At 72.2% G+C, this 24,127-nt stretch carries 22 protein-coding genes; 13 read left to right on the top strand and 9 right to left on the bottom strand.

Annotated features, from left to right (window positions below; translation table 11 throughout):
- Positions 1-3 precede the first annotated feature (3 nt).
- From D9C15_RS09820 to D9C15_RS09775, 10 genes are all read left to right on the top strand, one after another.
- Complete coding sequence (locus D9C15_RS09820) at positions 4-1,632, top strand: FAD-dependent oxidoreductase (RefSeq protein ID WP_127997271.1); 1,629 nt, start codon at positions 4-6, stop codon at positions 1,630-1,632.
- Positions 1,633-1,643: 11 nt separating this feature from the next.
- A complete protein-coding gene (locus tag D9C15_RS09815) occupies positions 1,644-1,859 on the top strand; it encodes a DUF2783 domain-containing protein (RefSeq protein WP_127997270.1) in 216 nt (71 codons plus the stop codon).
- A gap of 109 nt (positions 1,860-1,968) precedes the next feature.
- Positions 1,969-3,255, top strand: coding sequence for a homogentisate 1,2-dioxygenase (gene hmgA, locus D9C15_RS09810; RefSeq protein ID WP_127997269.1), 1,287 nt, complete (start codon positions 1,969-1,971; stop codon positions 3,253-3,255).
- Positions 3,252-4,595, top strand: coding sequence for a fumarylacetoacetase (gene fahA, locus D9C15_RS09805; protein ID WP_127997268.1), 1,344 nt, complete (start codon positions 3,252-3,254; stop codon positions 4,593-4,595). Before hmgA ends, fahA begins: the two co-directional genes overlap by 4 nt.
- Positions 4,588-5,865, top strand: coding sequence for an aspartate aminotransferase family protein (locus D9C15_RS09800; RefSeq protein WP_127997267.1), 1,278 nt, complete (start codon positions 4,588-4,590; stop codon positions 5,863-5,865). Before fahA ends, D9C15_RS09800 begins: the two co-directional genes overlap by 8 nt.
- A complete protein-coding gene (locus D9C15_RS09795) occupies positions 5,862-6,830 on the top strand; it encodes a phosphotransferase enzyme family protein (protein WP_205854774.1) in 969 nt (322 codons plus the stop codon). The genes D9C15_RS09800 and D9C15_RS09795 overlap by 4 nt, the downstream gene beginning before the upstream one ends.
- A gap of 186 nt (positions 6,831-7,016) precedes the next feature.
- A complete protein-coding gene (locus D9C15_RS09790) occupies positions 7,017-7,565 on the top strand; it encodes a VOC family protein (RefSeq protein ID WP_127997266.1) in 549 nt (182 codons plus the stop codon).
- Between the two features lie 19 nt (positions 7,566-7,584).
- On the top strand, positions 7,585-9,228 hold the full coding sequence (locus tag D9C15_RS09785) for an FAD-dependent oxidoreductase (protein WP_127997265.1): 1,644 nt from the start codon (positions 7,585-7,587) through the stop codon (positions 9,226-9,228).
- A 20-nt stretch (positions 9,229-9,248) separates the two neighbouring features.
- Positions 9,249-9,443: a DUF2783 domain-containing protein gene (locus tag D9C15_RS09780; RefSeq protein ID WP_127997264.1), complete on the top strand. Its 195-nt coding sequence runs from the start codon at positions 9,249-9,251 to the stop codon at positions 9,441-9,443.
- 253 nt (positions 9,444-9,696) lie between these two features.
- Positions 9,697-10,635 carry a DMT family transporter gene (locus D9C15_RS09775; RefSeq protein ID WP_127997263.1) on the top strand — a complete coding sequence of 313 codons (939 nt, stop codon included), beginning with the start codon at positions 9,697-9,699 and terminating at the stop codon, positions 10,633-10,635.
- Positions 10,636-10,650: 15 nt separating this feature from the next.
- Here the strand turns inward: D9C15_RS09775 and D9C15_RS09770 are convergent, their stop codons facing one another.
- The gene (locus D9C15_RS09770) at positions 10,651-11,562 is read right to left on the bottom strand and encodes a cobalamin B12-binding domain-containing protein (protein WP_240668356.1); all 912 of its coding nucleotides are present in this window, start codon (positions 11,560-11,562) and stop codon (positions 10,651-10,653) included.
- A 190-nt stretch (positions 11,563-11,752) separates the two neighbouring features.
- Here D9C15_RS09770 and D9C15_RS09765 point away from each other — a divergent pair, with 190 nt between their 5' ends.
- From D9C15_RS09765 to D9C15_RS09755, 3 genes are all read left to right on the top strand, one after another.
- Complete coding sequence (locus D9C15_RS09765; RefSeq protein WP_240668355.1) at positions 11,753-12,940, top strand: WD40/YVTN/BNR-like repeat-containing protein; 1,188 nt, start codon at positions 11,753-11,755, stop codon at positions 12,938-12,940.
- 14 nt (positions 12,941-12,954) lie between these two features.
- On the top strand, positions 12,955-13,212 hold the full coding sequence (locus D9C15_RS09760; protein WP_127997262.1) for a MoaD/ThiS family protein: 258 nt from the start codon (positions 12,955-12,957) through the stop codon (positions 13,210-13,212).
- 485 nt (positions 13,213-13,697) lie between these two features.
- Entirely contained in the window at positions 13,698-14,297 is a 600-nt protein-coding gene (locus tag D9C15_RS09755) for a hypothetical protein (RefSeq protein WP_127997261.1), read from the top strand.
- Between the two features lie 169 nt (positions 14,298-14,466).
- On the opposite strand, the gene D9C15_RS09750 is transcribed toward D9C15_RS09755, so the two are convergent.
- The 8 genes from D9C15_RS09750 to D9C15_RS09715 form a co-directional block, all read right to left on the bottom strand.
- Complete coding sequence (locus tag D9C15_RS09750) at positions 14,467-16,104, bottom strand: bifunctional AfsR/SARP family transcriptional regulator/alpha/beta hydrolase (RefSeq protein ID WP_127997260.1); 1,638 nt, start codon at positions 16,102-16,104, stop codon at positions 14,467-14,469.
- A gap of 56 nt (positions 16,105-16,160) precedes the next feature.
- Positions 16,161-17,513 (bottom strand): tetratricopeptide repeat protein, encoded by a 1,353-nt coding sequence (locus D9C15_RS09745; RefSeq protein ID WP_127997259.1) that lies wholly within the window; start codon positions 17,511-17,513, stop codon positions 16,161-16,163.
- Between the two features lie 100 nt (positions 17,514-17,613).
- Positions 17,614-18,525, bottom strand: coding sequence for an alpha/beta fold hydrolase (locus D9C15_RS09740; protein WP_127997258.1), 912 nt, complete (start codon positions 18,523-18,525; stop codon positions 17,614-17,616).
- Positions 18,526-19,191: 666 nt separating this feature from the next.
- Positions 19,192-19,566 (bottom strand): VOC family protein, encoded by a 375-nt coding sequence (locus D9C15_RS09735; RefSeq protein WP_127997257.1) that lies wholly within the window; start codon positions 19,564-19,566, stop codon positions 19,192-19,194.
- A gap of 16 nt (positions 19,567-19,582) precedes the next feature.
- A complete protein-coding gene (locus tag D9C15_RS09730; protein WP_127997256.1) occupies positions 19,583-21,043 on the bottom strand; it encodes an SRPBCC family protein in 1,461 nt (486 codons plus the stop codon).
- Between the two features lie 87 nt (positions 21,044-21,130).
- Entirely contained in the window at positions 21,131-21,574 is a 444-nt protein-coding gene (locus D9C15_RS09725; protein ID WP_127997255.1) for an SRPBCC family protein, read from the bottom strand.
- Positions 21,575-21,583: 9 nt separating this feature from the next.
- Entirely contained in the window at positions 21,584-23,275 is a 1,692-nt protein-coding gene (locus D9C15_RS09720) for a flotillin family protein (RefSeq protein WP_127997254.1), read from the bottom strand.
- Positions 23,276-23,293: 18 nt separating this feature from the next.
- The gene (locus D9C15_RS09715) at positions 23,294-24,124 is read right to left on the bottom strand and encodes a phosphoenolpyruvate hydrolase family protein (protein ID WP_127997253.1); all 831 of its coding nucleotides are present in this window, start codon (positions 24,122-24,124) and stop codon (positions 23,294-23,296) included.
- Positions 24,125-24,127: the final 3 nt, after the last annotated feature.

Raw genomic sequence — 24,127 nt, 5'->3', positions numbered from 1 at the left:
GCCGTGGCGCTGACCTACCAGAGCGACGGCGCCACGATCCAGCGCCATGTGTTCGAGTCCCGGCGCAGCCCGCAGCAGGCGGCGGCGAGCCCGGCACGCCACCCCGTGGTGGTGGTCGGCGCCGGGCCGGTGGGCCTGAGCCTGGCCATCGACCTGGCCCAGCGCGGCCAGCGCGTGCTGCTGCTGGACAACGACGACAAGCTCTCGACCGGCTCGCGTGCGATCTGCTTCGCCAAGCGCACGCTCGAGATCTGGGACCGGCTGGGCGTGGGCGACGCGATGTGCGCCAAGGGCGTGGAGTGGAACGTCGGCAGGGTCTTCTTCAGGAACGACCAGCTCTACCGCTTCGACCTGCTGCCCGAGCCCGGCCACGAGCGGCCGGCCTTCATCAACCTGCAGCAGTACTACGCCGAGGCCTACCTCGCGGTGCGCGCCGCGGAGCTGCCGAACCTCGAGATCCGCTGGAAGAACGCCGTGGTCGGCTGCACGCAGACCGACGATGGCGTGAGCCTCGAGGTCGACACGCCCGACGGCCGCTGCACCGTGCAGGCCGACTACGTGGCCGCCTGCGACGGCTCGCGCTCGACGCTGCGCGGGCTGCTCGGCCAGGAGAGCAAGGGGCGCGTCTTCCGCGACCGCTTCCTGATCGCCGACGTGAAGATGGCAGCCGACTTCCCGGCCGAACGCTGGTTCTGGTTCGATCCGCCCTTCCACCCGAACCAGAGCGTGCTGCTGCATCGCCAGCCCGACGGCGTGTGGCGCATCGACTTCCAGCTCGGCTGGGACGCCGACCCGGAGGCCGAGAAGCGCCCCGAGGCCATCAAGCCGAGGGTGGACGCGATGATGCGCGCCGCCATCGGCCGCGAGGTGCCCTTCGAGCTGGAATGGGCCAGCGTCTACACCTTCGCCTGCCTGCGCATGGACCGCTTCGTGCACGGCCGCGTCATCTTCGCGGGCGACTCGGCACATGGCGTCTCGCCGTTCGGCGCACGCGGGGCCAACTCCGGCGTGCAGGACGCCGACAACCTGGCCTGGAAACTCGATCTCGTGCTGCGCGGCACGGCGCCGCGCGCGCTGCTGGACAGCTACGGCCCCGAGCGCGAGTACGCGGCCGACGAGAACATCCTCAACTCGACGCGCGCCACCGACTTCATCACGCCCAAGAGTCCGATCTCGCGCCTGTTCCGCGATGCCGCGCTCGACCTGGCGCGCACGCACGGCTTCGCGCGGCGCATCGTCAACAGCGGGCGGCTCTCGGTGCCGGCCACGCTGCGCGACTCGAGCCTGAACACACCCGACCGCGACGGCTTCGCCGGCGCGATGGTGCCCGGCGCGGCCGCCATCGACGCGCCTCTGCCCGGCGGCGGCTGGCTGCTGCGCCGGCTGGCCGGCAACGGCTTCTCCGCGCTGGTGTTCGGCGGCGATGCGGCCGCGGTCACGGCCGGCAGCGCCGGGCTGGTGCCGGTGCAGGCGGTCCACCTGCCGGCCGAGGGCGTGGTGGCCCAGCGCTACGACGCCCGACCCGGCACCGTCTACCTGCTGCGGCCGGACCAGCACGTCTGCGCGCGCTGGCGCGCGCCCGGCGCGACCGACGTGGCCGCCGCACTCACCCGCGCATTGGCGCGGACCTGAGGAGCACCGACATGCCCCTGATCACCGAACCCAACCTCGAAGCGCCGGACCCGTTCTACGAGGCGCTGATCGAGACCCATCGCGACCTGGACGAAGCGCAGAGCCACGCGCTGAACGCGCGCCTCGTGCTGTTGCTGGCCAACCATGTCGGCCGGCACGAGGTGCTGCTCGAAGCCTTGCAGGCCGCCCGCGCGGGCGGCCGGCCGACGACGGGGGGCCAGCCATGAGACCTCCTGTGGCAACCTCTTCGTTGCGGGCCGAGCGCCGGGCCGCTCCCAAGCCGGCCCGCATCCCCCTGGGGGATCGTCCGACGTACCCGTCGGACGAGGGGCGGTCATGAGACGCCGCTACCAGGCCGGCTTCGGCAACCAGTTCGTCAACGAGGCCGTACCCGGCGCGCTGCCGCAGGGCCGCAACAGCCCGCAGCGTGCGCCGCTGGGCCTGTACGCCGAGCTGATCTCCGGCAGCGCCTTCACCGCACCGCGTCACCAGAACCAGCGCAGCTGGGTCTACCGGCGCCAGCCGTCGGTGGTCAGCGGCGCCTACGCGCCCTACGCGCAGCCGCACTGGAAAAGCGGCGCCGCGGAGGGCGAGGCGGCGCCGCCCGATCCGCTGCGCTGGCATCCGGTGCCGGTGCCGGAGGCGCCGCTGGACTTCGTCGATGGCCTGCGCACGATCGTCGTCAACGGCGACCCCGATGCACAGGCTGGCATGGCCGCGCACCTGGTGCTGATGAACCGCTCGATGGACGGCCGCGCCTTCGTCAACGCCGACGGCGAGATGCTCGTCGTGCCGCAGCAGGGCGCGCTGAGCATCGTCACCGAACTCGGCGTGCTCGACGTGAAACCCGGCGAGATCGTGCTGCTGCCGCGCGGCATCGCCTTCAGCGTCGAGGTCGAGGGCCCGTCGCGTGCCTATGTCTGCGAGAACTACGGCGCGCCGTTCCGCCTGCCCGAGCTGGGGCCGATCGGCAGCAACGGCCTGGCCAACCCGCGCGACTTTGTCGCGCCGGTGGCGGCGTTCGAGGAGCGGCAGGACCGGCCCTACGAGATCGTGCGCAAGTTCGGCGGCAAGCTCTGGCGCACCACGCAGTCGCGCACCCCCTTCGACGTGGTGGCCTGGCACGGCAACCTCGCGCCACTGAAGTACGACACGGCGCACTTCATGACCATCGGTTCGATCAGCTTCGACCATCCCGATCCCAGCATCTTCACCGTGCTCACCAGCCCGAGCGACACGCGGGGCACGGCGAACTGCGACTTCGTGATCTTCCCCCCGCGCTGGATGGTGGCCGAGGACACCTTCCGCCCGCCCTGGTACCACCGCAACCTGATGAGCGAGTTCATGGGCCTGGTGCACGGCCAGTACGACGCCAAGCCCGAGGGCTTCAAGCCCGGCGGCATGAGCCTGCACAACTGCATGGTGCCGCACGGGCCCGATGCGGAGGCCTTCGAGAAGGCCAGCGCTGCCGCCCTCGCGCCGCACAAGCTCGACGACACGCTGGCCTTCATGTTCGAGAGCCGCTGGCGCTTCAGGCCCACGGCCTTCGCGCTGGGCTGCGGCGCGCTGGATGGGAACTACGCCGACTGCTGGTCGGGGCTCAAGGATGCGTTCAAGCCATGAGTGAACTCGACGCCACGCACGATCCGGCGCTGCGCAGCTGGGTCGCCTCGGCCAACGCGGCCGACACCGAGTTTCCGATCCAGAACCTGCCGTTCGGGCGGTTTCGCCGCGGCAGCGAGGCCTGGCGCATCGGCATCGCCATCGGCGACCAGGTGCTGGACCTGAACCGCGCCGCCGGCACCTCGGTCTGGCCGGCCGACCTGCGGCCTCTGCTCGCCCCGCTGGCCGAGGGCGACCTGAATGCCTTCATGGCGCTCGGCGCGGCGGCGCGCCAGACGCTGCGGCGCGCGCTGTCGCAGGCGCTGGCCGAAGGCTCGGCAGCACAAGCCGCACTCGCGCCCTGCCTCGTGCCGCAGGCGGAGATCGAGCTCGGCGTGCCCTGCCGCATCGGCGACTACACCGATTTCTACGTCGGCATCCACCACGCCACGGCCGTCGGCAGGCTGTTCCGGCCCGACAACCCGCTGCTGCCCAACTACAAGTGGGTGCCGATCGGCTACCACGGCCGCGCGTCGACCATCCTCGCCAGCGGCCAGCCCTTCGTGCGCCCGCAAGGCCAGCTCATGCCGCCGGGCGCTGCGCAGCCCACGCTCGGGCCGACCAGGCGGCTCGACTTCGAACTCGAGCTCGGTGTCTTCATCGGCACCGGCAATCCGATCGGACACCCCATCGCGCTGGAGGAAGCGGAGTCGCATGTCTTCGGCCTCGCGCTCTTCAACGACTGGAGCGCACGCGATGTGCAGGCCTGGGAGTACCAGCCGCTGGGGCCCTTCCTGTCGAAGAACTTCGCCTCCACCGTGTCGCCCTGGATCGTGACGATGGAGGCGCTGGCGCCCTTCCGCCGCCCCTTCGTGCGCGCCGAGGGCGACCCCGCCCCCCTGCCCTACCTGGACGGTGCGGCCCACCGCGCCGGCGGCGCGATCGACGTGACGCTGGAGGTGCTGCTGCAGACGCCGCGCATGCGCGAGGCGGGGCTGCCGGCGCAGCGCATCAGCCGCTCCAACTTCGCCGACGCGGCGTACTGGAGCGTGGCGCAGATGGTGGCGCACCACACGGTGAACGGCTGCGCGCTGGCCGGCGGCGACCTGTTCGGCACGGGCACGCTCTCGGGTCCGCAGCCCGATCAGGCCGGCTCGCTGCTCGAACTCACGCAAGGCGGCAGGCAGCCCATCAGCCTGGCCAACGGCGAGCAGCGCACCTTCCTCGAGGACGGCGACCGCCTGTCGCTCGCGGGGCGCTGCAGCCGCGCCGGCTTCCGCTCGATCGGCTTCGGCCCCTGCGAATCCACCGTGCTGCCCACGGCAGGCCCAGACGCCCGGACCGGAGGCACACATGCCTGACCTGATCGAACGCCGCCGCCAACTGCTCGGGCCGAACGTCTCCACCTTCTACGCCGAGCCGGTGCACATCGTGCGCGGCGAAGGGGTCTGGCTGTGGGACGCCGACGGGCGCCGCTACCTCGACTGCTACAACAACGTGGCGCATGTCGGGCACGCCAACCCGCGTGTCGTGGAGGCGCTGTGCAACCAGGCGCGCACACTGAACACGCACACGCGCTACCTGCACGAGGGCATTCTCGACTACGTCGAGCGCCTCACCGCCACCTTCGACGACCCGCTGTCCACCGCCATCCTGACCTGCACCGGCTCGGAGGCCAACGACATCGCGCTGCGCATGGCCGAGGCGATGACCGGCAAGCGCGGCATCGTCGCCACCGATGCCACCTACCACGGCAACACCACCTTGGTGAGCCACCTCTCCAGGAGCAACGTGCCGGAGGTGGGCTTCGGCCTGGGCCAGTACCTGCGCCACGTCGAGGCGCCGGACAGCTACCGCATCCCCGATCCCGACGGCCAGCGCTTCGCCGGCCATGTGGAACGCGCCATCGCCGAGCTCGACGCGGCGGGCATCGGCTTCGCCGCGCTGATCGTCTGCCCGCTGTTCCTCAACGAAGGCTTTCCGGCGCAGAACCCGGGCTGGCTCAAGCCCGCCGCCGAGGCCGTGCGCCGCGCCGGCGGCCTGCTGATCTGCGACGAGGTGCAGTCCGGCTTCGGCCGCTGCGGCAGCCACTTCTGGGCGCACCAGAAGCAGGGCGTCACGCCCGACGTGGTGACCATGGGCAAGCCGATGGGCAACGGCCACCCGGTCGCCGGCCTGGTGACCACGCCGGAGATCATGGCGCGCTTCCGCCGCTCGTTCCGCTACTTCAACACCTTCGGCGGCAACCCGGTCTCGTGCGCCGTGGCCCTGGCCGTGCTCGACGAGCTGCAGGATCGCGCCCTGCAGGCCAATGCCGCGCACATCGGCCGCCTGGCGCACGAGCGCCTGTCCGAGCTGGCCCGCAAGTACGAGGTGATCGGCGACGTGCGCCAGAGCGGCATGGTGTTCGGCGCCGAGTTCGTGCTCGACCGCACCCGCAAGACCCCGGCGTCCGAATTCGCGGACCAGGTGGTCAATGCGATGCGCCAGCGCGGCATCCTGCTGTCCAAGCTCGGGCGGCACAAGAACACGCTGAAGATCCGCCCGCCGATGCCGTTCGGAGCCGTCCATCTGGAACTTCTGATGGACACGCTCGACTCTGTGCTCGCCGAGATGACGGGGCAGCAGTGAGTGCGGCAGCCGGCGCAGAGCTCGGCGCGGCGCTCGCGCCGTGGGGACTGCAGGCGGCGGGCCTCAGCTTCGTGGCCGGGCGCGAGAACCGGGTGTTCCGCGTGCGATCGACCGCAGGCGACTTTGCACTGCGCCTGAAGCGCCCCGGCTACCGCAGCGATGTCGAGCTGCTGTCCGAGCTGCAGTGGCTCGAAGCCATGCATCGCGCCGGCCTGCATGTGCCGCGCCCCGTGCCCTCGCAGCGGGGGCGGCTGCTGGAGAGCGTCGCGGGGCAGCGGGTCGATCTGCTGAGCTGGCTGCCGGGCCGGCCGCTGGGCGCGAGCCGCGAGCCGCTGGCCCTGGCCGACCCCGAGGCGGTGTTCCATCGCCTCGGGCGCGAGACCGCGCGGCTGCATGACGCCTGCGACGCCTGGGTTCGCCCCGCCGACTTCACCCGCTGCGCCTGGGACATCGACGGGCTGCTCGGCGAGGCGCCGGTGTGGGGCCGCTTCTGGGAGAACCCGGCGCTCGATGCGCCGACGCGGCGCCTGTTCGAAGACTTCCGCGCCGCCGCGACCCACACGCTGCTGCAGCACGCCGAGACACTCGACTACGGGCTCATCCATGCCGACCTGGTGCGCGAGAACGTGATGCTCGACGGCACCACGCGCATCGGCATGCTCGATTTCGACGACGCCGGATTCGGCTTCCGCCTCTTCGACCTCGCGACCACGCTGCTGAAGAACCTGGCCGAGCCGAGCTACCCTTCCCTGAAGGCCGCGCTGCTGGCCGGCTACACGCAGGTGCGCGCGCTCGACCTCGAGCTGCTCGAGCTGTTCATCGCGCTGCGGGCGCTGACCTATGTCGGCTGGATCGTCCCGCGCATCGGGGAAGGCGGCTCCGAGGCACGCAATCGGCGCTTCATCGAGTCTGCGCGCGAGCTCTGCCGGGGCTATCCGGCCGCGCCGACGTCCGCTCCGGACTGAAGGCGCTGAGCGGCTCCCCGAGGAAGGCCTCGCGCGAGCGCGCCCGGGTGGCACGCGCTTTGGTATCTCTCGTTATCTTGTCGGAGGCCTCGGCGAGCGGCTGCACTTTTATGTTGCCGACGCAGAAAGACCATTGCCCCGCATAGTAACTGCAGTTACTATATGAGCTCCACCGAGGAGACCGACTTGAAGATCCAACGCATCCACCACGTCGCCTACCGCTGCAAGGACGCCGAGCAGACCGTGCGCTGGTACGGCGAGCACCTGAACATGGACTTCGTGCTCGCCATTGCCGAAGACAAGGTGCCGAGCACACACGCCCCCGACCCGTACATGCACCTGTTCCTGGACGCCGGCGGCGGCAACATCCTGGCCTTCTTCGAGCTGCCCAACTCGCCGGCCATGGGCCGCGACGAGAACACGCCCGAGTGGGTGCAGCACATCGCCCTGAAGGTGGCAAGCGTCGACGAGATGCTCGCCACCAAGGCGCGCCTGGAGGCCGCCGGCATCGAGGTGGTCGGCCCGACCGACCACACGATCTTCAAGTCCATCTACTTCTTCGACCCCAACGGGCATCGCCTCGAGCTGGCCGCCGACACCGCCACGCCCGAGCAGATGAAGCGGCTGGACGACGTGAAGTGGGACATGCTGGCCGAGTGGTCGCGCACCAAGCGCGCGCCGCGCCACGCGGCCTGGATGCACGAAGGCGAGTTCGGCCCGGCCTCCAAGGCCTGAACCGGCAAGGCGACACGACATGCTCGAGACCTACAAGTACCCGGAGTTCGCCTACCGCCAGAGCGCGGAGCAGCGCGAGGGCCGCATGCAGCGCCACCCGGTGGTGATCGTCGGCGCCGGCCCGATCGGCCTGACCGCCGCACTCGAATGCGCCGCCCGCGGCCTGCGCGCGGTGGTGCTGGACGACAACAACACCGTCAGCATCGGCTCGCGCGCGGTCTGCTACGCCAAGCGGCCGCTGGAGATCTGGGACCGGCTCGGCGTCGGCGAGCGCATGGTCGAGAAGGGCGTCAGCTGGAAGGTGGGCAAGGTGTTCTTCAAGGAAGACCTGGTCTACACCTTCGACCTGCTGCCCGAAGACGGCCACAAGATGCCGGCGATGATCAACCTGCAGCAGTACTACCTCGAGGAGTACCTGGTCGAGGCCTGCGGCAAGAGCGACCTGGTGGACCTGCGCTGGAAGCACAAGCTCATCAGCCTGCAGCAGGAGAGCGACCATGCGGTGCTCACCATCGAGACGCCCGACGGCGTGTTCAAGCTGGAGGCCGACTGGGTGATCGCCTGCGACGGCGCCAACAGCGACACGCGGCGCATGGTCGGCGGCGAGTTCACCGGCCAGTTCTTCCAGGACCGATTCCTGATTGCCGACGTGGTGATGAAGGCGGCCTTCCCCACCGAACGCTGGTTCTGGTTCGAACCGCCCTTCCACCCCGGTGCAACCGGCCCCGGCGGCCGCCCTGCCCCGTCGAGCGTGCTGCTGCACAGGCAGGCCGACGACGTCTGGCGCATCGACTTCCAGCTCGGCTGGGACGCCGACCCGAACGAGGCGAAGAAGCCGGAGAACGTCATCCCGCGCATCCGCGCCATGCTCGGGCCCGATGCGGACTTCGAGCTCGAATGGGTGTCCGTCTACCAGTTCGCCTGCCGGCGCCTGGACCGGTTCCGCTACGGGCGCGTGCTGTTCGCCGGCGATGCGGCGCACCAGGTCTCGCCCTTCGGCGCGCGCGGCGCCAACACCGGCGTGCAGGACATCGACAACCTGATCTGGAAGCTCAAGCTGGTGATCGACGGCCAGGCGCCGCTGGCGCTGGTCGACAGCTACCACGAGGAACGCGCCTTCGCGGCCGACGACAACCTGCTGAACTCCACCCGCTCGACCGACTTCATCACGCCCAAGACCAACACCGCGCGCCTGCTGCGCGATGCCGTGCTCGAACTGGCGCACGACGAGGCCTTTGCGCGCCCGTTGGTCAACAGCGGCCGGCTCTCGCGGCCGACGCCCTACGTGAAATCCGGCCTGAACACGCCGGACGAGGAGCACTTTGCCGGCGCGATGTCGCCCGGCACGAACTTCACCGACGCGCCGGTGCAGGATGCCCGCGGCCGCGACGGCTGGCTGCTCAACCAGCTGAGCCAGGGCTTCGTCGTCCTGAGCTTCGGGCCGGCGCCGGTAGCCGAGGTCCGGCTCGACAACGGCGTGAGTGCACGCGTGATCACCGTCGGGCAGGACCTGCGCGACATGCGCGGCCTCTTGACCGAACGCTGCGACGCCCGCCCCGGCACGGCCTACCTGCTGCGGCCCGACCAGCATGTCGCCGCCCGCTGGCGCTCGTTCGACGCGGCGCGCATCTGCGCGGCGATGACCGCCTGCCTCTGCCTCTGAACCCGACGCCAGGTGATGCCATGACACTCATCCGAACCCCGCAGATCGCCGACCCCGACGACTTCTTCGCCGAACTGGTGAACGCCCAACGCGGCCTGAGCGACGAGGACGCGCAGAAGATGCTCGCCAAGCTCGTGCTGCTGTTGGCCAACCACATCGGCGACCGCCGCGTGCTCAGCGAGGCCATCGCGCGGGCCGCCGCCGCGCCGGCCTGAGGCCACGCCACCGTCGTCGCAGAGGTCGGGGTCCGTGGATGCCCGCGCGTCGCGGTACGCCGGAACGGGCGCACATCGAGCGCGGACAGCCGAACGGGTCCGCCCAGACCCTCGTGAACCCGCGCTCTGCAGGTGAACCGGTGTCGATCCGGCGAGAGGCACCTGGCCATGCACAATCCCGGCGGAACCCGGGGCCGGGCCAACACCGAGCCCGTCTTCTTCGGCCGCCCCCGTGGGCCGACGCCTCGACGCCATGACACCGGCACCGCACCGCCAGACCCTGCTCGGCATCACGTTCGTGATCGGCGCAGCCACCTGCTTCGCGACGATGGACACCACGATCCGCTTCGTCGGCGCGTACTTCACCGTGGCCCTGGTGCTGTGGGCCCGCTACGGCGTGCACGCCATCATCATGACGCTGTGGATCGCGCTGTCGCCGCAGCGCTCGTTCCGCAGCGCCAACCCGATGTTCCAGATCGCACGCGGCGCGCTGCTCGCGTTCTCGTCGGCGATGGCCTTCGCCGCGCTGCGCCGGATGCCGGTCGCCGAGTTCACCGCGATCGTGATGCTGACGCCCGTCGTCGCCACGCTGGTGGCGCGGCTGTGGCTGAAGGAGCGGGTGTCGCGGCTGCGCTGGGCGCTGGTCGTGGGCGGCTTCGTCGGTGCGCTGATCGTGATCCGCCCGGGCAGCGGCCTCATCGGCTGGGCGGCGTTGCTGCCGCTGGCGGCATCGTTCTCGAACGCGGCCTTCCAGATCATGACGAGCCGCTACGCGCCGCACGAAGACCCGTTCACGACCAACTTCTACACCGGCGCCACCGGCGTGACGATCGCCACGCCCTTGCTGCTGGCCAGCGTCGCCGACCCGATCGACACCCTGCTCGGGGCACCGGCGGTGCAGGTCGGCGCCCTGGGCGCGATCGCGGTACTGGGCACCGCCGGGCACCTGCTGCTGATCCTGGCGCTCGGCAAGGCCCCCGCCTCGACGCTGATGCCGTTCCAGTACGTGCAGCTCGCGGTCGCCGCCCTCGCCGGCTTTCTGGTGTTCGGGCTGGTCCCGGACGGATGGAGCTGGTTCGGGATGGCGATCATCGGCATCTGCGGCGCGGCCAGCGCGTGGCTCAACGTGCGCGCGGCCGCCGAGCGGCATCGGCCGGTCAGCGCCGTGCAGGTGGACACGGTCGCCGAGTGACGGCCGCGTCGGTGTTCAGCGGGCGTCGCGCAGCAGCGCGTTCGCGACCCTGACCGACTCGCGTGCATCGAGGCAGATGGCCTGGGCGCCGAAGCGCTCGGCCTGGTGCGCGCTCGGCGTGAACACCGGCCCGCCCAGCAGCACCGGCGTCGCCGGGTTGCGCGATGCGGATCTCAGCGCGCCCACCAGCGCAGGCAGGCCGGGCAGCTGGGCGTCGAGCCCGACGGACAGGCCCACCAGGTCGAACCACTCGTTGCGCACCGCCCGGCACAGCTCCGCGCTGCTGGCCGAGACCTCCAGCACCACCTGCCAGCCGGCCTTGCGGAAGAACTCGGAGACGATCGACAGGCCCAGCACGTGCTGCGAGCCCGGCGCCGAGGCCAGCATGACGCGCTGCACGCCGCCCGCATGCTGCGGCCCGTCCAGGAACTCGTAGCCCATCGAATGGATCAGCTCGTGCATCAGCACCAGGCCCAGGGTGACGTCGCTGAAGCTCAGGCGGTCGTCCTCCCACTGCTGACCGAGCAGGCGCGCGGCGGGGGCGATCAGGTCGATCAGCACGCTGTCCGGCCCGAGCCCGTCGGCGCGCAGCGCCTCGATCAGGCGGGTGGCTCCGGCGCGGTCGCCGGCCGCGCAGCTCGCGGCCAGGGCCGCGATGTCGTCGGCCTGCGGCCGCGGCACGGCGCTCGGCCGCTCCGGCGCCATGCCCTCCCGATGCGCCAGCGTGAGCCGCGGAATGACCTGCTGCTCCAGCACCGAGCGCAGCGAACGGCGGCACTCGCCATCGCCCGCGGCGGGCTCGTCCTGCGCCGCGACGGGCACCGGCCGCCGCCGCGGGTCGAGCATGGAGGAGAGCAGCCAGTCGCGCACGCCTGCCGCGCGGTCGAACAGGCGCGGCAGCGGCAGGGCGTTCGAATGGAGTTTCACGGGGAGGTTCGCGGCGGGCGGGCGACGGCGGTGCCGGCACAGTAACCGCCGCGCGCCGGTTTGTGTTCTAGGTGAAATGCCTGATCCCGCCGGCGCCCGCGCTTGACCCGGGTCCGGGCCGCGTGTCGAATTCCCCCCGGTCCGTTCGTCGTGCGGGACCAGCCCTTCCAACCCGACGCCGAGGAACGCCATGAGCCCCACTGCCGCCCGCTCCCCCCGTGCCCGCCCGCCGCGCCGCGCCGCGCCGCCGCAGCGCCTCGTCCTGCTGGTGGCCACGCGCAAGGGCGCCTGGCTGTTCCACGGCGACGCGCGGCGCAAGACCTGGCAGGTCGACGGCCCGCATTTCCTCGGCCACAGCGTCAGCCACCTGGTGCTCGACCCGCGCGACGGCCGCACGCTGCTGGCGGCGGCCAAGACCGGCCACCTCGGGCCGACGATCTTCCGCTCCACCGACCTCGGCCGGCGCTGGAAGGAGGCGCAGCAGCCGCCCGCCTTCGCGCAGCCGGCGCCGGGCGGCCTGCCGGCGCGCTCGGTCGACCACACCTTCTGGCTCACCCCGGGCCACGCCGCCGAGCGTGACAGCTGGTACGCCGGCACCTCGCCGCAGGGCCTGTTCCGCTCCGAGGACGGCGGGGTGCGCTGGACCCCGCTGCCCGCGGTGAACGACGACCCGCAGCTGCGCGAGTGGATGGGCACGGTGCAGGACGGCACGCCCGACGGCCCGAAGCTGCACTCGATCATCGTCGACCCGCGCGACCCGGCGCACCTGCTGTTCGCGATGTCCGGCGGCGGCGTGCACGAGTCGCGCGACGGCGGGCGCAGCTGGACCACGCTGATCGGCGGGCTGGAGGTGGTCGAGGGCTTCGACCCCGGCACCGTCACCTTCCACGACCCGCACTGCGTGCGCCTCGCCCCCTCCAACCCCGACCGGCTCTACCAGCAGAACCACTGCGGCATCTACCGGCTCGACCGCCCGGGCGACACCTGGCAGCGCATCGGCCGCAAGATGCCCAAGCGGGTGGGCGACATCGGCTTTCCGATGGTGGTGCATCCGCACGATGCCGACACCGCCTGGGTGTTCCCGATGGACGGCACCACCGTCTGGCCGCGCACCAGCCCCGACGGCCGCCCGGCCGCCTACGTGACACGCAACGCCGGCCGCACCTGGCAGCGCCTGGACCAGGGCCTGCCCGAGGCCCAGGCCTGGTGGACCGTCAAGCGCCAGGCGATGACGGCGGACAGCCTGCCGGTGCCCGCGCTCTACCTCGGCACCACCAGCGGCGAGCTGTGGGTCGGCCACGACGAGGGGCAACGCTGGGTCAACATCGCGCGCCACCTGCCGGAGATCTACGCGGTGGAGGCGGCGCTGCTGGGCTGACCGGAGCCGGGCCGATGAAGGTGCTGATGCCCGGCGCGCTGCGCTCCTACACCGGCGCCGCGCAGGTCGAGGCCGACGGCGCGACGCTGGACGCGCTGTTCGCCGACCTCGACCGCCGCTACCCCGGGCTGCGCTTCCGCGTGGTCGACGAGCAGGGCCTGCTGCGCCCCAACATGCGCCTGTTCGTCAACGGCCGCGGCGTGCGCGACCTGGCGCTCCCGCTCGCGCCGGAGGACTTCGTGGCGGTCGTGCTGGCGCTCAGCGGGGGCTGAGTGGAGCTCGCGCGGCGGCGTGTACGCGTTGCACATCGCCGGCTTGCACGTCGTCGAGGAGATGGTGTTCACGGCGCGCCGGCCGACGCCGACCGCGCCGAGCGCCTGGGATTGCTCAACCCCGTGGTACCGGCAGCGGCGCCGGAGGACTTCTCGCTCGACCTCGCCCCCAACCGACGACACCTCAGGGCATCGAGCGCGCGCAGGGGCTGCGACGGCCGATCCGAGACAGCGGGGACTGCCGCGAGGGCGTGGCACCTTCCTCGAGAGGCGCCCGGCGGTGTCCCGCGGCCGCCGAGCTGGCCGGTTAAGAGGGCGACGCGAAGCATGCCGCAGGGCATCTACATCGATGTCGAGTCCGCGATTGGTCGGACGGGCGACGAGTGTCGCGACTGCCTTCGACAGGTGCTCGCGGTTGTCGAGCACCTGTCGGAGGCGGTTGCCGCGCTGGTCCAAGCGCTGCTACGCCGAGCCCTGCGCAGCGCGTGCTGGCGACGTCGCAAGAGAGCCTGCGCATCGCCGGCGAGCAAGTCTATCGGCTCTGCGTGCTGCCGGTGGCGGATGGCGATGTCGAATGCGCGAACCGGTCAGGCGCGTCGCAGCTCTTCGCGGCGCGAGCCGGGGCGGTGGTGCGCGGGTTCACGCCGGCCGCGGAGAACCTCGCTGTCGTCGGCAACATCTGCCGCCGTCTGGATGGCCTGCCGCTGGCGATCGAACTGGCCGCTGCGCGCTTGCCGCTGCTCGGTCTCGATGGCACCCGAGAACGCCTGGACGAGCGTTTCCGCGTGCTGCCGAACTCGGCCGCGTGTCGGCGGCGGTACACGTTTGCTCAACCCTCGCGCCGGCGCTGCTCGAGCTGGGTCGGCTCGATGAAGCTGTCGCTGAGCTGCGTGCAGGGCGCGATGCGTTGGTGCGGGCAGTGGGTACGGCCTATTCGCTGCGGCCCTACCTGCCGCTGCTCGCCTTTGCACGCGGCAACCATCGCTTGGCTGTGCAACTCACCGGTTGCGCGCGGCGCACGTACACGTACCAAAGGACGGGCCGCTCGATGTGGCCGGATGAACAGCAAGGTTGCTGACGGGTGATCGAATCGTCCCGGTTCGAGTTGCCGACCGATTCCCTCCAAGCGCTGCTTGCCGAAGGGGCGGCATGGGACGAGGATGAGGCGTTCTCACGCGCAACAAGCTAGGCACTTGTGCTTGCCGCACCTCGCAATGGCCGCGCATGGCGAGCGCATGGGCAGCCGGGCAGCCCTCAGCGTGCCATCTCGGTCGCCGGCGCGAAGTCGAGGATCGCCTCGGCCACCGCCGCGCCGTCGCCGACCCACCACCAATGGCAGTCGCCGTCCAGTGGCATGAACCGCGCGTCGCGGATCCGGGCAGCCAGGTACTCGCCAGCCTCGAAGCGCACCGCCCGGTCCCCGCGCCGGTGCATCACCAGCGTCGGGCAGTTCACGCGCCCGAGCAGGTCGCGCACGTCGGCATCGCGCAGCCCGCCGAGCACGGCCCGCAGGCTGGCCGGCGACGCCGCATGGCGCAGCAGGCGGGCCCACCAGGAGCGGGTCCAGGGATCCTGCGCCAGCGGCGGCGCGAAGGTGCCGATGTCGGCCGGCCCGCCCCATTGCGCGACCAGCCCGCGCATCCAGGTGTCGAAGGCCTCCGGGCGCAGCGCCCACGGGTAGTCGTCGTCCCGGCTGCCGCGCGCCATCGCGCCGAACAGGATCAGCCCGTCGATGCGCTGCGCGTGCAGCGCCGCGAGCCGGATCGCCGCGGGACCGCCTTCCGACGAGCCGAACAGCCAGGCGCGCTCGATGCCGGCGTGGTCGAGGATCGCGAGCACGTCGCCGGCCATCGACTCCACGGTGCTGACCTTGCCGATGCGCTCGGACAGGCCGACGCCGCGGCGGTCGAACACGACGACGGTGAAGCGCCGGGCGAGCTGCAGCAGGGTCGTGCGAAGGCCCGGGTGTTCCCAGCCGATCTCGATGTGCGAGACGAAACCCGGCATGACGACCAGCGCATCGCGGCCCTGCCCCAGCGTCGCGTACGCGACCGGCCCGTGCGCCCCCGGGGCGAAGCGCACCTGGATCGCGGCGGGCTCCGGCGCCAGCGCCGCCATCGGCGGCCGGTCCGGCCGCTCGGCGCGGCGGCGCTGCTCGAGGTAGACCTGCTCGGTCGCCGCCGACGGCTTGACGCCGAACTCGGCGCGCAGCGCATCGGCGCAGCGCATGAACACCGCGTCGACGCCGGCGGCATCGCCCTCCTGCGCGGCCAGCGCCATCCGCATCACGAAGGCCGGCTCGGAGAACGGCTGCAGGCGGAGCAGGCGCTCGGCCGTCTGCACCGCATCGTCGTGGCGGCCCTGCGCGCGCTGCGTCTGCGCCAGGCGGATCAGCACGCGCGTGATCAACTGCTCGTGCTCGATGCGCTGGCCGCGCAGCCAGTCGTCGAAGTCGAGCGAGCCGAACTCCAGCCCGTCCATCAGCGGCCGGCAGGCGGCGGCGGCGAGCGGCTCGAAGCCGGCCGCGCCGTCGTCGGCGTCGCCGCCGGCGATCAGCAGCCGCGCGCGCCGGCGGAAGTCCGTCGCGTCGCAGGCCATGCGCTCGGCCTGCAGCTCGAGCACGCTCTCCTGGCCGCTGAAGATCGCCCGCCCGCACAGCGCCTCGATGCGGTAGATCAGCCGGCGCAGGCGCGTCCGGCCGATCGTCGGCCCGGCCTCGGGCCACAGCAGCGCGGCGAGGTGCTCGCGCGGAACGCCGCGGCCCTCGAGGGCCAGGTAGGCGAGCAGCGCGTAGGCGCGTGTCAGCGACAGCGCGACCGGTGCCCCGTCCGCGCGGACCTCGGGCACGCCCAGCAGGCTGAGCTGCAGCGGCGCTGGGGTTTCGATGACCACGGCCTGACCTCGGGGGCTGCTTCGGGCGGATTATCGGCAGGCGCTGCGCCGGCGCCTCATGCGGCGACGGCGGCCGAGGCCGGCGTCGCGATCGTCGCACCGGCACCGGGCAGCCGCCACAGGCTGCTTGCGGCGATGCGGCGCGCTTCCTGCCGCTGGCCGTGCAAGGCGTCCGCGAGCGCGGCATCGCCCGCATGCTCGGCCGCACGGCGCGCCGTCAGCGTCAGCAGTTCACGCTGAGCATGGCTGCCGCCGACGGCATCCGCGCGCGGCAGCAGCGCGAGCAGACGGTCGGCACAGGCGCGGTAGTCGCCGGCGACATAGTCCGCGAAGGCCTGCCGCGCCGGCCGCACGACGAGCTGCCAGGGCACCGCCCCACCGTCCACGCCGGGAACGTCCTGCAGCGCCGCGCCGAAGGCTTCGTTGTCCGCGTCGCGGCCGGCCACCGCCAGGCAGAGCGCGGCATGCAGGTCGGTGAAGGCGGTTCGCCCCCAGGCGGCGCGTTGCAGCCAGCGCTGCGCCAGGTTGTCCCAGCGCGTGCCGGCGTCGGTACCCTGCAGGGTCAGCCGCCACAGCAGCGCGGTCGCGTCCGACAGGTTCATCGCGAGCGATTCCGGCGTCGGTGCGATCGCCTCGTCGTACAGCGCCAGCGCGGCCTGCGGCCCGTCGTGCTCGAGCCGGAACAGCGCGAGATGCCAGTGGTGGTGCACCGAGAGGATGTTGTCGCTGCACCAGCGGGGCCGGGTGTGTTCCAGCCACTGCGCACCGGCATGGGGCCGACCGCTCGTCTCGTGCACATGCGCGACGGCGTGCACGGCCCAGCTGTTGTCCGCGTCCCGCTCGAGGGCCCGCAGGGCGAGCGCTTCGGCCTGGGCATAGGCGCCGTTCTCTTCGAGGCCGAAGGCCTGCATCGCCAGCAGGAAGGGGTGTCCCGGGTCGCCGTCGCTCCAACGCCCGATGACCCGTGCGATGCGGTCGCGCAGCATCGCGGTGCGGCCCAGCATCAGGTCGCCCAGGTGCGCGAGCTGGATCGCGAACAGGTCGCGTGGGTGATCGACCACGTGGCGGTCCAGCCGGCGGTTGCCGACGGCCATGCCCTGCCCCACCCACGCATCCAGGGCGCCGAGCAGCGACCGCTCGCGCTCGTTCGGCGTGCCGGGCTCGGCCGCGGCGGCGGCGAGGCATGTGCCGGCCATGCCGACCAGCAGCGGGTCGAACGACCCGAGCAGCAGGCCGGCGCGCAGCAGATGGCCGGCGACGAAGCCGGGATCCTCGTCGAGGGCCTTGCCGATCACGGCGAGCGGATCGCGCTGGAAGCGGGCGAAGAGCTGGACGGCGCGGTCGTAGGCCTGCGCCGACCGGGCGTTGGAGGTCGAAAGCGGGAGGCCGTGGCTGTCGTGGAGTGTCATGGGAGTCACCAGTCGGCTTGAAGGCGTGCGAAGGCACGGGTTGGGTTCGGTGGTCGCCTGCCGCCGTGCGGTGCCGGCGGCGCAGGGCAGGCGCGGCCCTTCAGGCCGCAGCCCGCAGGGCGTCCGCAAGCGGTCGGGGGCGTGCGGCGCGACCCGCGGCCGTGAGTTGCGCCGCCACCGCGTCATCGACGTCGCTCAAGCGGCGCGCCCAGGAGAAGTGCCGCCGCCAGGGGCTGTCGGAGGAGACGCCGCGGACCGTCGCACGGCTCACGTCGGCTGACGGAAGCAGGGCGAGCAGCTCGTCCGCCGCGCCCGGCGGCGCGACCGGATCGCCGTCCACGGACAGCAGGTGCACGCGCGGCCGCGCCGCGGCGAGCCGCTGCGCGAACTCGACGTCGGGGATGGCGCTGCCCTCGAGCCGATACCGGCCGGTGCGGGCGTTGTACGACCAGTCGCGCATGAAGCGGCGCGCCTGGTCGCCGCCGAAGCCCAGGCGCGTGCCCGGGTACCAGGGCAGCAGCGCCGCCACGGCAGCGATCCCGTGCACGCTGAGAGCGGCGCGCAGGCGGCGGCCCTGCGGCCAGGCGCGCCAGTGCGCCGTGCCCGCGGCGATCAGGACGAGCCGCTCGACGGGCCGCGGCAGCGTCGCGCACGCGAGCACGGACAACTGGCCGCCGAGGCTGTGGCCGATGACCACGAGTGGCCGCTGCGGGGCCGCGCGGGCGATGCGCTCGACCGCGTCGGGCAGCATGTCCTCGACGATCTCGCGGTAGCCATAGTCGACGCCGCGCCGCGCGCGCAGTGTGCTCGTGCCCTGACCGGGCAATTCGAGCGCGTGGACCTCGGCGGCGGCGCCGTCGCTGCCCAGCCGGGTCAGGAAGGGTTGGTAGAAGCCGACCGGCACACCCATCGCGGGGACGAGCAGCACGGCCGGTGCGGTCGGCGCCGCGGCGGCTGGTTCGGGCTCGCCGGGCCGGCGCGTCGGGGCGAGCGCCTGAAGGGCGGAAGGCATCGTCGATCTCCATCACGGCCGGCGGCGAACCCGTCGGCATCGATCCACGAGAGCCTAGGCACCGGCCGTCCCTGTTTCGTCCCTCGGGGGACGGCGGCCGAGGTCTGCGACATCCTGGCGCACGGGTTCCTGACGCTGCGCTGCGCGGAGTGGGCCTCCTACAGGTGGCTGTGTTCGCGCTCGAGCGGCAGCTTTGCATGCAACGAGATCAGAACCGCGGATGCATCTTCGGGTCGGCACACGACTGACCGCCTACCGAGTTCATCGTCGCACAGCGGTCGTTGAACGTGGGCCACCCGAGAGCGGTCGTTCATGGCCGGGCGGACTTGTTAAGGGTTGTCGGACACCTGCCCTCAGGCCCATGTTCATCGCCGCCTTGTCCCGTGCTCGGGCAGGTGTCCGACAACACTTAACAGAGCGAGCCGAAGGGAGGCTCAGTTTCGTCGCCGCAAACCTGTCGATCATCGGCGAGCCGGCGCAAGAATTTGGAGGGCGTCGGCTAGGACCGCTTGTGGCCGAGTCCCGGTGGCCACGAACGGCTGCTTCGTAGACGCCGAACCCGAACGAGGGCGGTCCGCGCGTCGGGCAGCTTTGGAGATGGCTGACGGGCGGGTTTGGGGTCGGGAGCAGACCGACGTTGTTGGAGCGCCTGAACGCAAGGCCGCGTCAAGGCTCCTCGGCCGCATCGAAGTCCAGCTCGACCTTCGCTCCGTTCGGGTCGAACGAGAACAGCTGCCAGGTGCCGGCACCGGCCTGGCGGCGCAGGTCGTACTTGACGCCGGCCGCGTCGAAGCGCGCCTTCACCGCCTTCAGGTCGCGCGCCGTGAAGGCCATGTGGTCGATCACGCCGGCGCGCTGCGCCGGCACCGGGCGGTCGAAGTACAGGTGCAGCACCGCGCGGCCGCCGGCGTACAGCCAGGCGCCGGCGAAGCCGAGGTCGGGCCGCGGTCCCGGCTCGAGGCCGAGCAGGCCGACGTAGTAGTCGAGCGTCTTGCGCTCGTCCTCGGCGATCACGGTGAAGTGGTTCATGCCTTCGATCATGGCGCTCTCCTTCGGGTCATCCGGCCAGCAGCACCAGCGGCCCGACCGAGCCGCGCGATTCGAGCCGCGCATGGGCCTGCGCGGCGGCGTCGAGCGTGAAGCGCTCGATCGGCGGCAGCGCCAAGCTGCCGTCGGCCAGCGCCGCCCACACGCGCGCGGCGCGTTCCTGCAGTTCGGCGGCGGTGGCGACGTAGTGGAACACCACCGGGCGCGAGAAGCTGGCCGACTTGGCGAGCAGCGCGTCGGGGTCGATCGGCGCGAGCGGCCCGCTCGCCTGGCCGAGGCTGATCCAGTGCCCGCGCGGCGCGAGCGCGGCGAGGTTCTCCTCGCGTGCGGCGTCGCCGATGCCGTCGACGATCACGTCGGCGCCGCCGGCCAGGCGCTGCACCACCTCGGCGAAACGCGCCTCGCGCGTGACGATCGGGTGCGCGCAGCCATGCGCGCGCGCCACGCGCGCCTTCTCCTCGCTCGACACCGTGCCCAGCACCGTGGCGCCGAGCCGGCTCGCCCAGGCGCACAGCAGCAGGCCGACGCCGCCGGCCGCGGCATGCACCAGCAGCCGCGTGCCGGGGCCGATGCGGCCCAGGTCGCGCAGCAGGTAGTCGGCCGTGACGCCCTTGAGCAGCAGCGCGGCGGCAGTGACGTCCTCTACCGCGGCAGGCAGGCGCACCAGTGTGTCGGCCGGCACGGTGCGCACGCTGGTGTAGGCGCCCGGCTGGTGCCACAGGCAGGCGACGCGGTCGCCCGGCAACAGGCCGGCCACGCCCGGGCCGACGTCGATCACGCTGCCCGCCGCCTCCATGCCCGGCACGCCGGGCAGCGGCAGCATGGCCGGGATCCAGCCGCGGCGCAGGTAGACGTCGATGAAGTTGACGCCGATCGCGCGCTGCCGGATGCGCACCTCGCCCGGCCCCGGCGCGCGCGCCTCGCCGGCCGCCGGCTCGAGCTGTTCGGCGCCGCCGTAGCGCTGCACCCGGACCTCGCGCGTGGCGATCGGCACGCCGCTCGCCGCCGGGGCCAGCGCCGCGCTGCGCGTGCCGCCGGCCAGGTGGCGCCGCAGGTTCTCGAAGCCGGCCTCGTAGACGTCGCGCGCCACCATCTCGCGCAGCTCGCGCTCGCGCCCGGGCGGCGTGGCAAAACTCGACTCCCAGTGCCAGAAGGTGCGGTTGCCGTCGGTCACCGGCTTGAGCGTCACCGTGGCGACGTAGCGCAGCAGCGGCACCGTCGCCTCGACGATGCAGTAGGTCGAGCGGTGCTCGGTGTCCGACAGCGTCAGCAGCTGCTCGCGGATGCGGTTGCCGTCCTTCAGCGTGAAGCTGCGCACGCAGCCCACCTCGTCGCTGCGCCGGCCGGCCTCGATGCGGCTCGCCTCGACCACGGCGTGCCACTGGTCGTGGCTGTTGAAGTCGCGCAGCACGGCCCAGACGCGCTCGATCGGCGCGTCGATGATGGTGGAGCGGACGACCTTCTGCAGCATGCCGTCAGGCCCGGCGCCGGGCCGCCCCAAGCAGGGCCTGCGCCCCCTCGGGGGGCAGCGAGCGCCAGCGAGCGTGGGGGCCCATGTTCAGCGCCGTGAGCCGAAGTGGCGCTTCAGCGCGTCGAAGCCGGCCTGGAACACGCCCTGCCCGATCAGCTCGGTCAGCGCGCGCTCGCGCCCCTCGTCGCAGTCGAACTCGGCGCTCCATTCGGCGAAGCAGCGCTGCCCGTCGGTGACCGGCGTCAGCTTGAGCGTGGCGACGTAGTTGTCCACGCCCATCGGGCTGTCGATGATCTCGTAGGTGCAGCTGTAGTCGTAGTCCGACAGCGCCAGCAGCCGCTCGCGGATCGTGCCGCCGTCGCGCGTGTGGAAGTGGCGGATGCAGCCGATGCGGTCGGCCGGCTCGTTGTTCTCGATGCGGCTGTCGGCGATGCCCGGGTGCCAGTCCGGCAGGCCGTTGAAGTTGCGCACGCGCGCCCAGACGGTGTCGGCGCCGGCGTCGATGACGCTCGAGGTGTAGACGCGGATCATGGCGGCGCGTCACTCCTTCGGCGCGGCGGCCGGCGGCAGCGCCGCCGGGCCGCCGGCGGCGCCGCCGGCGAGCCGGTTGATGTCGCTGGTGTCCAGGCCGATCTCGCGCAGCAGCTGGTCGACGATCGGGGCCTGGGCGCGGAAGCGCAGCGCCGAGTTGACCACGCTGTCGGCGATGCCGGCACCGCCGCCGTCGCCGTTGGCGCGCGCACCGCCGCCGCCCAGCCCGTCGACCTGCAGGATCTTGATGCCCTCGATGCGCTCCATCGGCCGCACCGACTCGCGGATGATGGCCTCGGCCTTCTCCACCAGCTTCAGGCGCAGCGCCGAGGCACGCGCCTCGGGCGACAGCACGTTCTGCGCCTCGTTCATCAGGCGCGTGGCCTCGGCCTCGATCTCGGCACGCACGCGCACGGCCAGCGCGCGGATCTTCTCCGCCTCGGCGTCGGCCTCGGCCTGGGCGCGGATGGCCGCGCCGCGGTCGGCACTGGCCGCCTTCTCGGCCTGGGCCGCCACGGTCAGGCGCAGCGCCTCGCGCTCGGCGGCCTGGGCCGCGGCGATCAGCTCGATCTGCTTGCGCCTCTCCGCCATCTCGACCTCGCGGGCGGTGAACACGCGCTCCTCGGCCGCGACGGCCGCGGCCCGAGCCTCGTCGGCCGCGGCCTGCGCCTCGCTCTGCGCCTTGCTCTCGCGCGCCACCGCGATGGCGCGCTGCTGCTCGGCCAGCTCGATGGCCTGGCGGCGCTCGATCTCGGCGGCCTGGACTTCGCGCTCCTTGTGGATGCGCTCCTGCTCGACCGACTGCTCCGAGCGGATGCGCGCCGCCTCGATGGCCTGCTTGGCGGCGATCTGCGCGCCCTCGCCGTCCTGCTCGCGGCGCGCGCGTTCGGTCACCAGCTCGGCGCGCTGGCGCGCCCGCGCCACCTCCACCTCGCGCTGCTGGTTCAGGCGCGCGTACTCGGCCTCGCGGTCGATCTCGAGCGAGAGCTTCTCGGCCTCCAGGTTCTTGTTGCGGATCGCGATCAGCGTGTCCTGCTCGACGTCGTTGCGCTGCTTCTTGCGGTGCTCGATCTGCTCGGTCAGCCGCGTCAGGCCCTCGGCGTCGAAAGCGTTGCTCGGGTTGAAGAACTCCATCGAGGTCTGGTCGAGCTGGGTCAGCGAGGCCGACTCGAGCTCCAGGCCGTTCTTCGTCAGGTCGCCCGCCACCGCCTCGCGCACGCGCTTGACGTACTGGCCGCGCTTCTCGTGCAGTTCCTCCATCGTCATCTCGGCCGCGGCGGTGCGCAGCGCGTCGATGAACTTGCCCTCCACCAGCTCCTTGAGCTGCTCGGGCTCGAGCGTGCGCAGTCCGAGCGTCTGCGCCGCAGCGGCCACCGCCGAGGCCTCGGCGGCGACACGCACGTAGAACTCGGCGATCACGTCCACGCGCATGCGGTCCTTGGTGATCAGCGCCTTGTCGCGCCCGCGCGCCACCTCCAGCCGCAAGGTGTTCATGTTGACGGGGATGACCTCGTGCACGATCGGCAGCACGAAGGCGCCGCCGTCGAGCACCACCTTCTGCCCGCCCAGGCCGGTGCGCACGAAGGCGCGCTCCTTGCTGCTGCGCAGGTACAGCCAGTGCAGCAGCCAGACGACGATGGCCACGACGATCGCCGCGACGATCAGGCCGAGCAGGAAGGTTCCGAATTGGGCGCCGGTCATGGTGCGGTCTCCGTGGGCTTAGCGTGTCATCTGCGTGAAGCGCCGGGTGGTCTCGGTCAGCGCCACCTCGGTGGGCAGGCGCTCCATCGAGCTGGCGCCGTAGAAACCGTGGCAGCCGCGGCAGCGCTGCAGGATCCATTGCGCGTCGGCCGGGGTGGCGATCGGTCCGCCGTGGCACAGCACGATCACCTCCGGGTTGACGGCCTTCGCCGCGGCCGCATAGGCATCGATCGGTGCCACGCAGTCGGCCAGCGTCAGCGCGGTCTCGGCGCCGATCGCGCCGCCGGTGGTCAGGCCGAGGTGGGCCACCACGATGTCGGCGCCGGCGTGCGCCATCTCGCGCGCGTTCGCCTCGCTGAACACGTAGGGCGTGGTCAGCAGGTCGAGCGCGTGGGCCCGCGCGACCAGCTCGACCTCCAGGCCGTAGCCCATGCCGGTCTCCTCCAGGTTCGCGCGGAAGGTGCCGTCGATCAGGCCAACGGTCGGGAAATTCTGGATGCCCGAGAAGCCGAGCGCGATCAGGCGCTGCAGGAAGTCGTCGGCGATCATGAACGGATCGGTGCCGTTCACGCCGGCCAGCACCGGCGTGCGCTGCACCACCGGCAGCACCTCGTGCGCCATCTCGCAGACGATCTGGTTCGCGTTGCCGTAGGCCAGCAGCCCGGCCAGCGAGCCGCGCCCGGCCATGCGGTAGCGGCCGGAGTTGTAGATCACGATCAGGTCGATGCCGCCGGCCTCCTCGCACTTGGCCGACAGGCCGGTGCCGGCGCCGCCGCCGATGATCGGCGTGCCGGCGGCGATCTTGGCGCGCAGGCGCTCGAGGATGGTGGCGCGGGCGATGCGGGGCATGGG

The organism is Piscinibacter defluvii (assembly GCF_004011805.1).
GTDB lineage: Bacteria > Pseudomonadota > Gammaproteobacteria > Burkholderiales > Burkholderiaceae_C > Piscinibacter > Piscinibacter defluvii.
The sequence above is the reverse complement of the archived record's forward strand: the minus strand, read 5'-3'. Positions and strand labels throughout refer to the sequence as shown.

Bases quoted from the DNA above. Each gene is read 5' to 3' on its own strand.
- D9C15_RS09815 (WP_127997270.1), top strand. From the start codon at position 1,644: ATGCCCCTGATCACCGAACCCAACCTCGAAGCGCCGGACCCGTTCTAC.
- hmgA (WP_127997269.1), top strand. From the start codon at position 1,969: ATGAGACGCCGCTACCAGGCCGGCTTCGGCAACCAGTTCGTCAACGAG.
- fahA (WP_127997268.1), top strand. From the start codon at position 3,252: ATGAGTGAACTCGACGCCACGCACGATCCGGCGCTGCGCAGCTGGGTC.
- D9C15_RS09800 (WP_127997267.1), top strand. From the start codon at position 4,588: ATGCCTGACCTGATCGAACGCCGCCGCCAACTGCTCGGGCCGAACGTC.
- D9C15_RS09785 (WP_127997265.1), top strand. From the start codon at position 7,585: ATGCTCGAGACCTACAAGTACCCGGAGTTCGCCTACCGCCAGAGCGCG.
- D9C15_RS09780 (WP_127997264.1), top strand. From the start codon at position 9,249: ATGACACTCATCCGAACCCCGCAGATCGCCGACCCCGACGACTTCTTC.
- D9C15_RS09775 (WP_127997263.1), top strand. From the start codon at position 9,697: ATGACACCGGCACCGCACCGCCAGACCCTGCTCGGCATCACGTTCGTG.
- D9C15_RS09765 (WP_240668355.1), top strand. From the start codon at position 11,753: ATGAGCCCCACTGCCGCCCGCTCCCCCCGTGCCCGCCCGCCGCGCCGC.
- D9C15_RS09760 (WP_127997262.1), top strand. From the start codon at position 12,955: ATGAAGGTGCTGATGCCCGGCGCGCTGCGCTCCTACACCGGCGCCGCG.
- D9C15_RS09745 (WP_127997259.1), bottom strand. From the start codon at position 17,513: ATGACACTCCACGACAGCCACGGCCTCCCGCTTTCGACCTCCAACGCC.
- D9C15_RS09740 (WP_127997258.1), bottom strand. From the start codon at position 18,525: ATGCCTTCCGCCCTTCAGGCGCTCGCCCCGACGCGCCGGCCCGGCGAG.
- D9C15_RS09735 (WP_127997257.1), bottom strand. From the start codon at position 19,566: ATGATCGAAGGCATGAACCACTTCACCGTGATCGCCGAGGACGAGCGC.
- D9C15_RS09730 (WP_127997256.1), bottom strand. From the start codon at position 21,043: ATGCTGCAGAAGGTCGTCCGCTCCACCATCATCGACGCGCCGATCGAG.
- D9C15_RS09725 (WP_127997255.1), bottom strand. From the start codon at position 21,574: ATGATCCGCGTCTACACCTCGAGCGTCATCGACGCCGGCGCCGACACC.
- D9C15_RS09720 (WP_127997254.1), bottom strand. From the start codon at position 23,275: ATGACCGGCGCCCAATTCGGAACCTTCCTGCTCGGCCTGATCGTCGCG.
- D9C15_RS09715 (WP_127997253.1), bottom strand. From the start codon at position 24,124: ATGCCCCGCATCGCCCGCGCCACCATCCTCGAGCGCCTGCGCGCCAAG.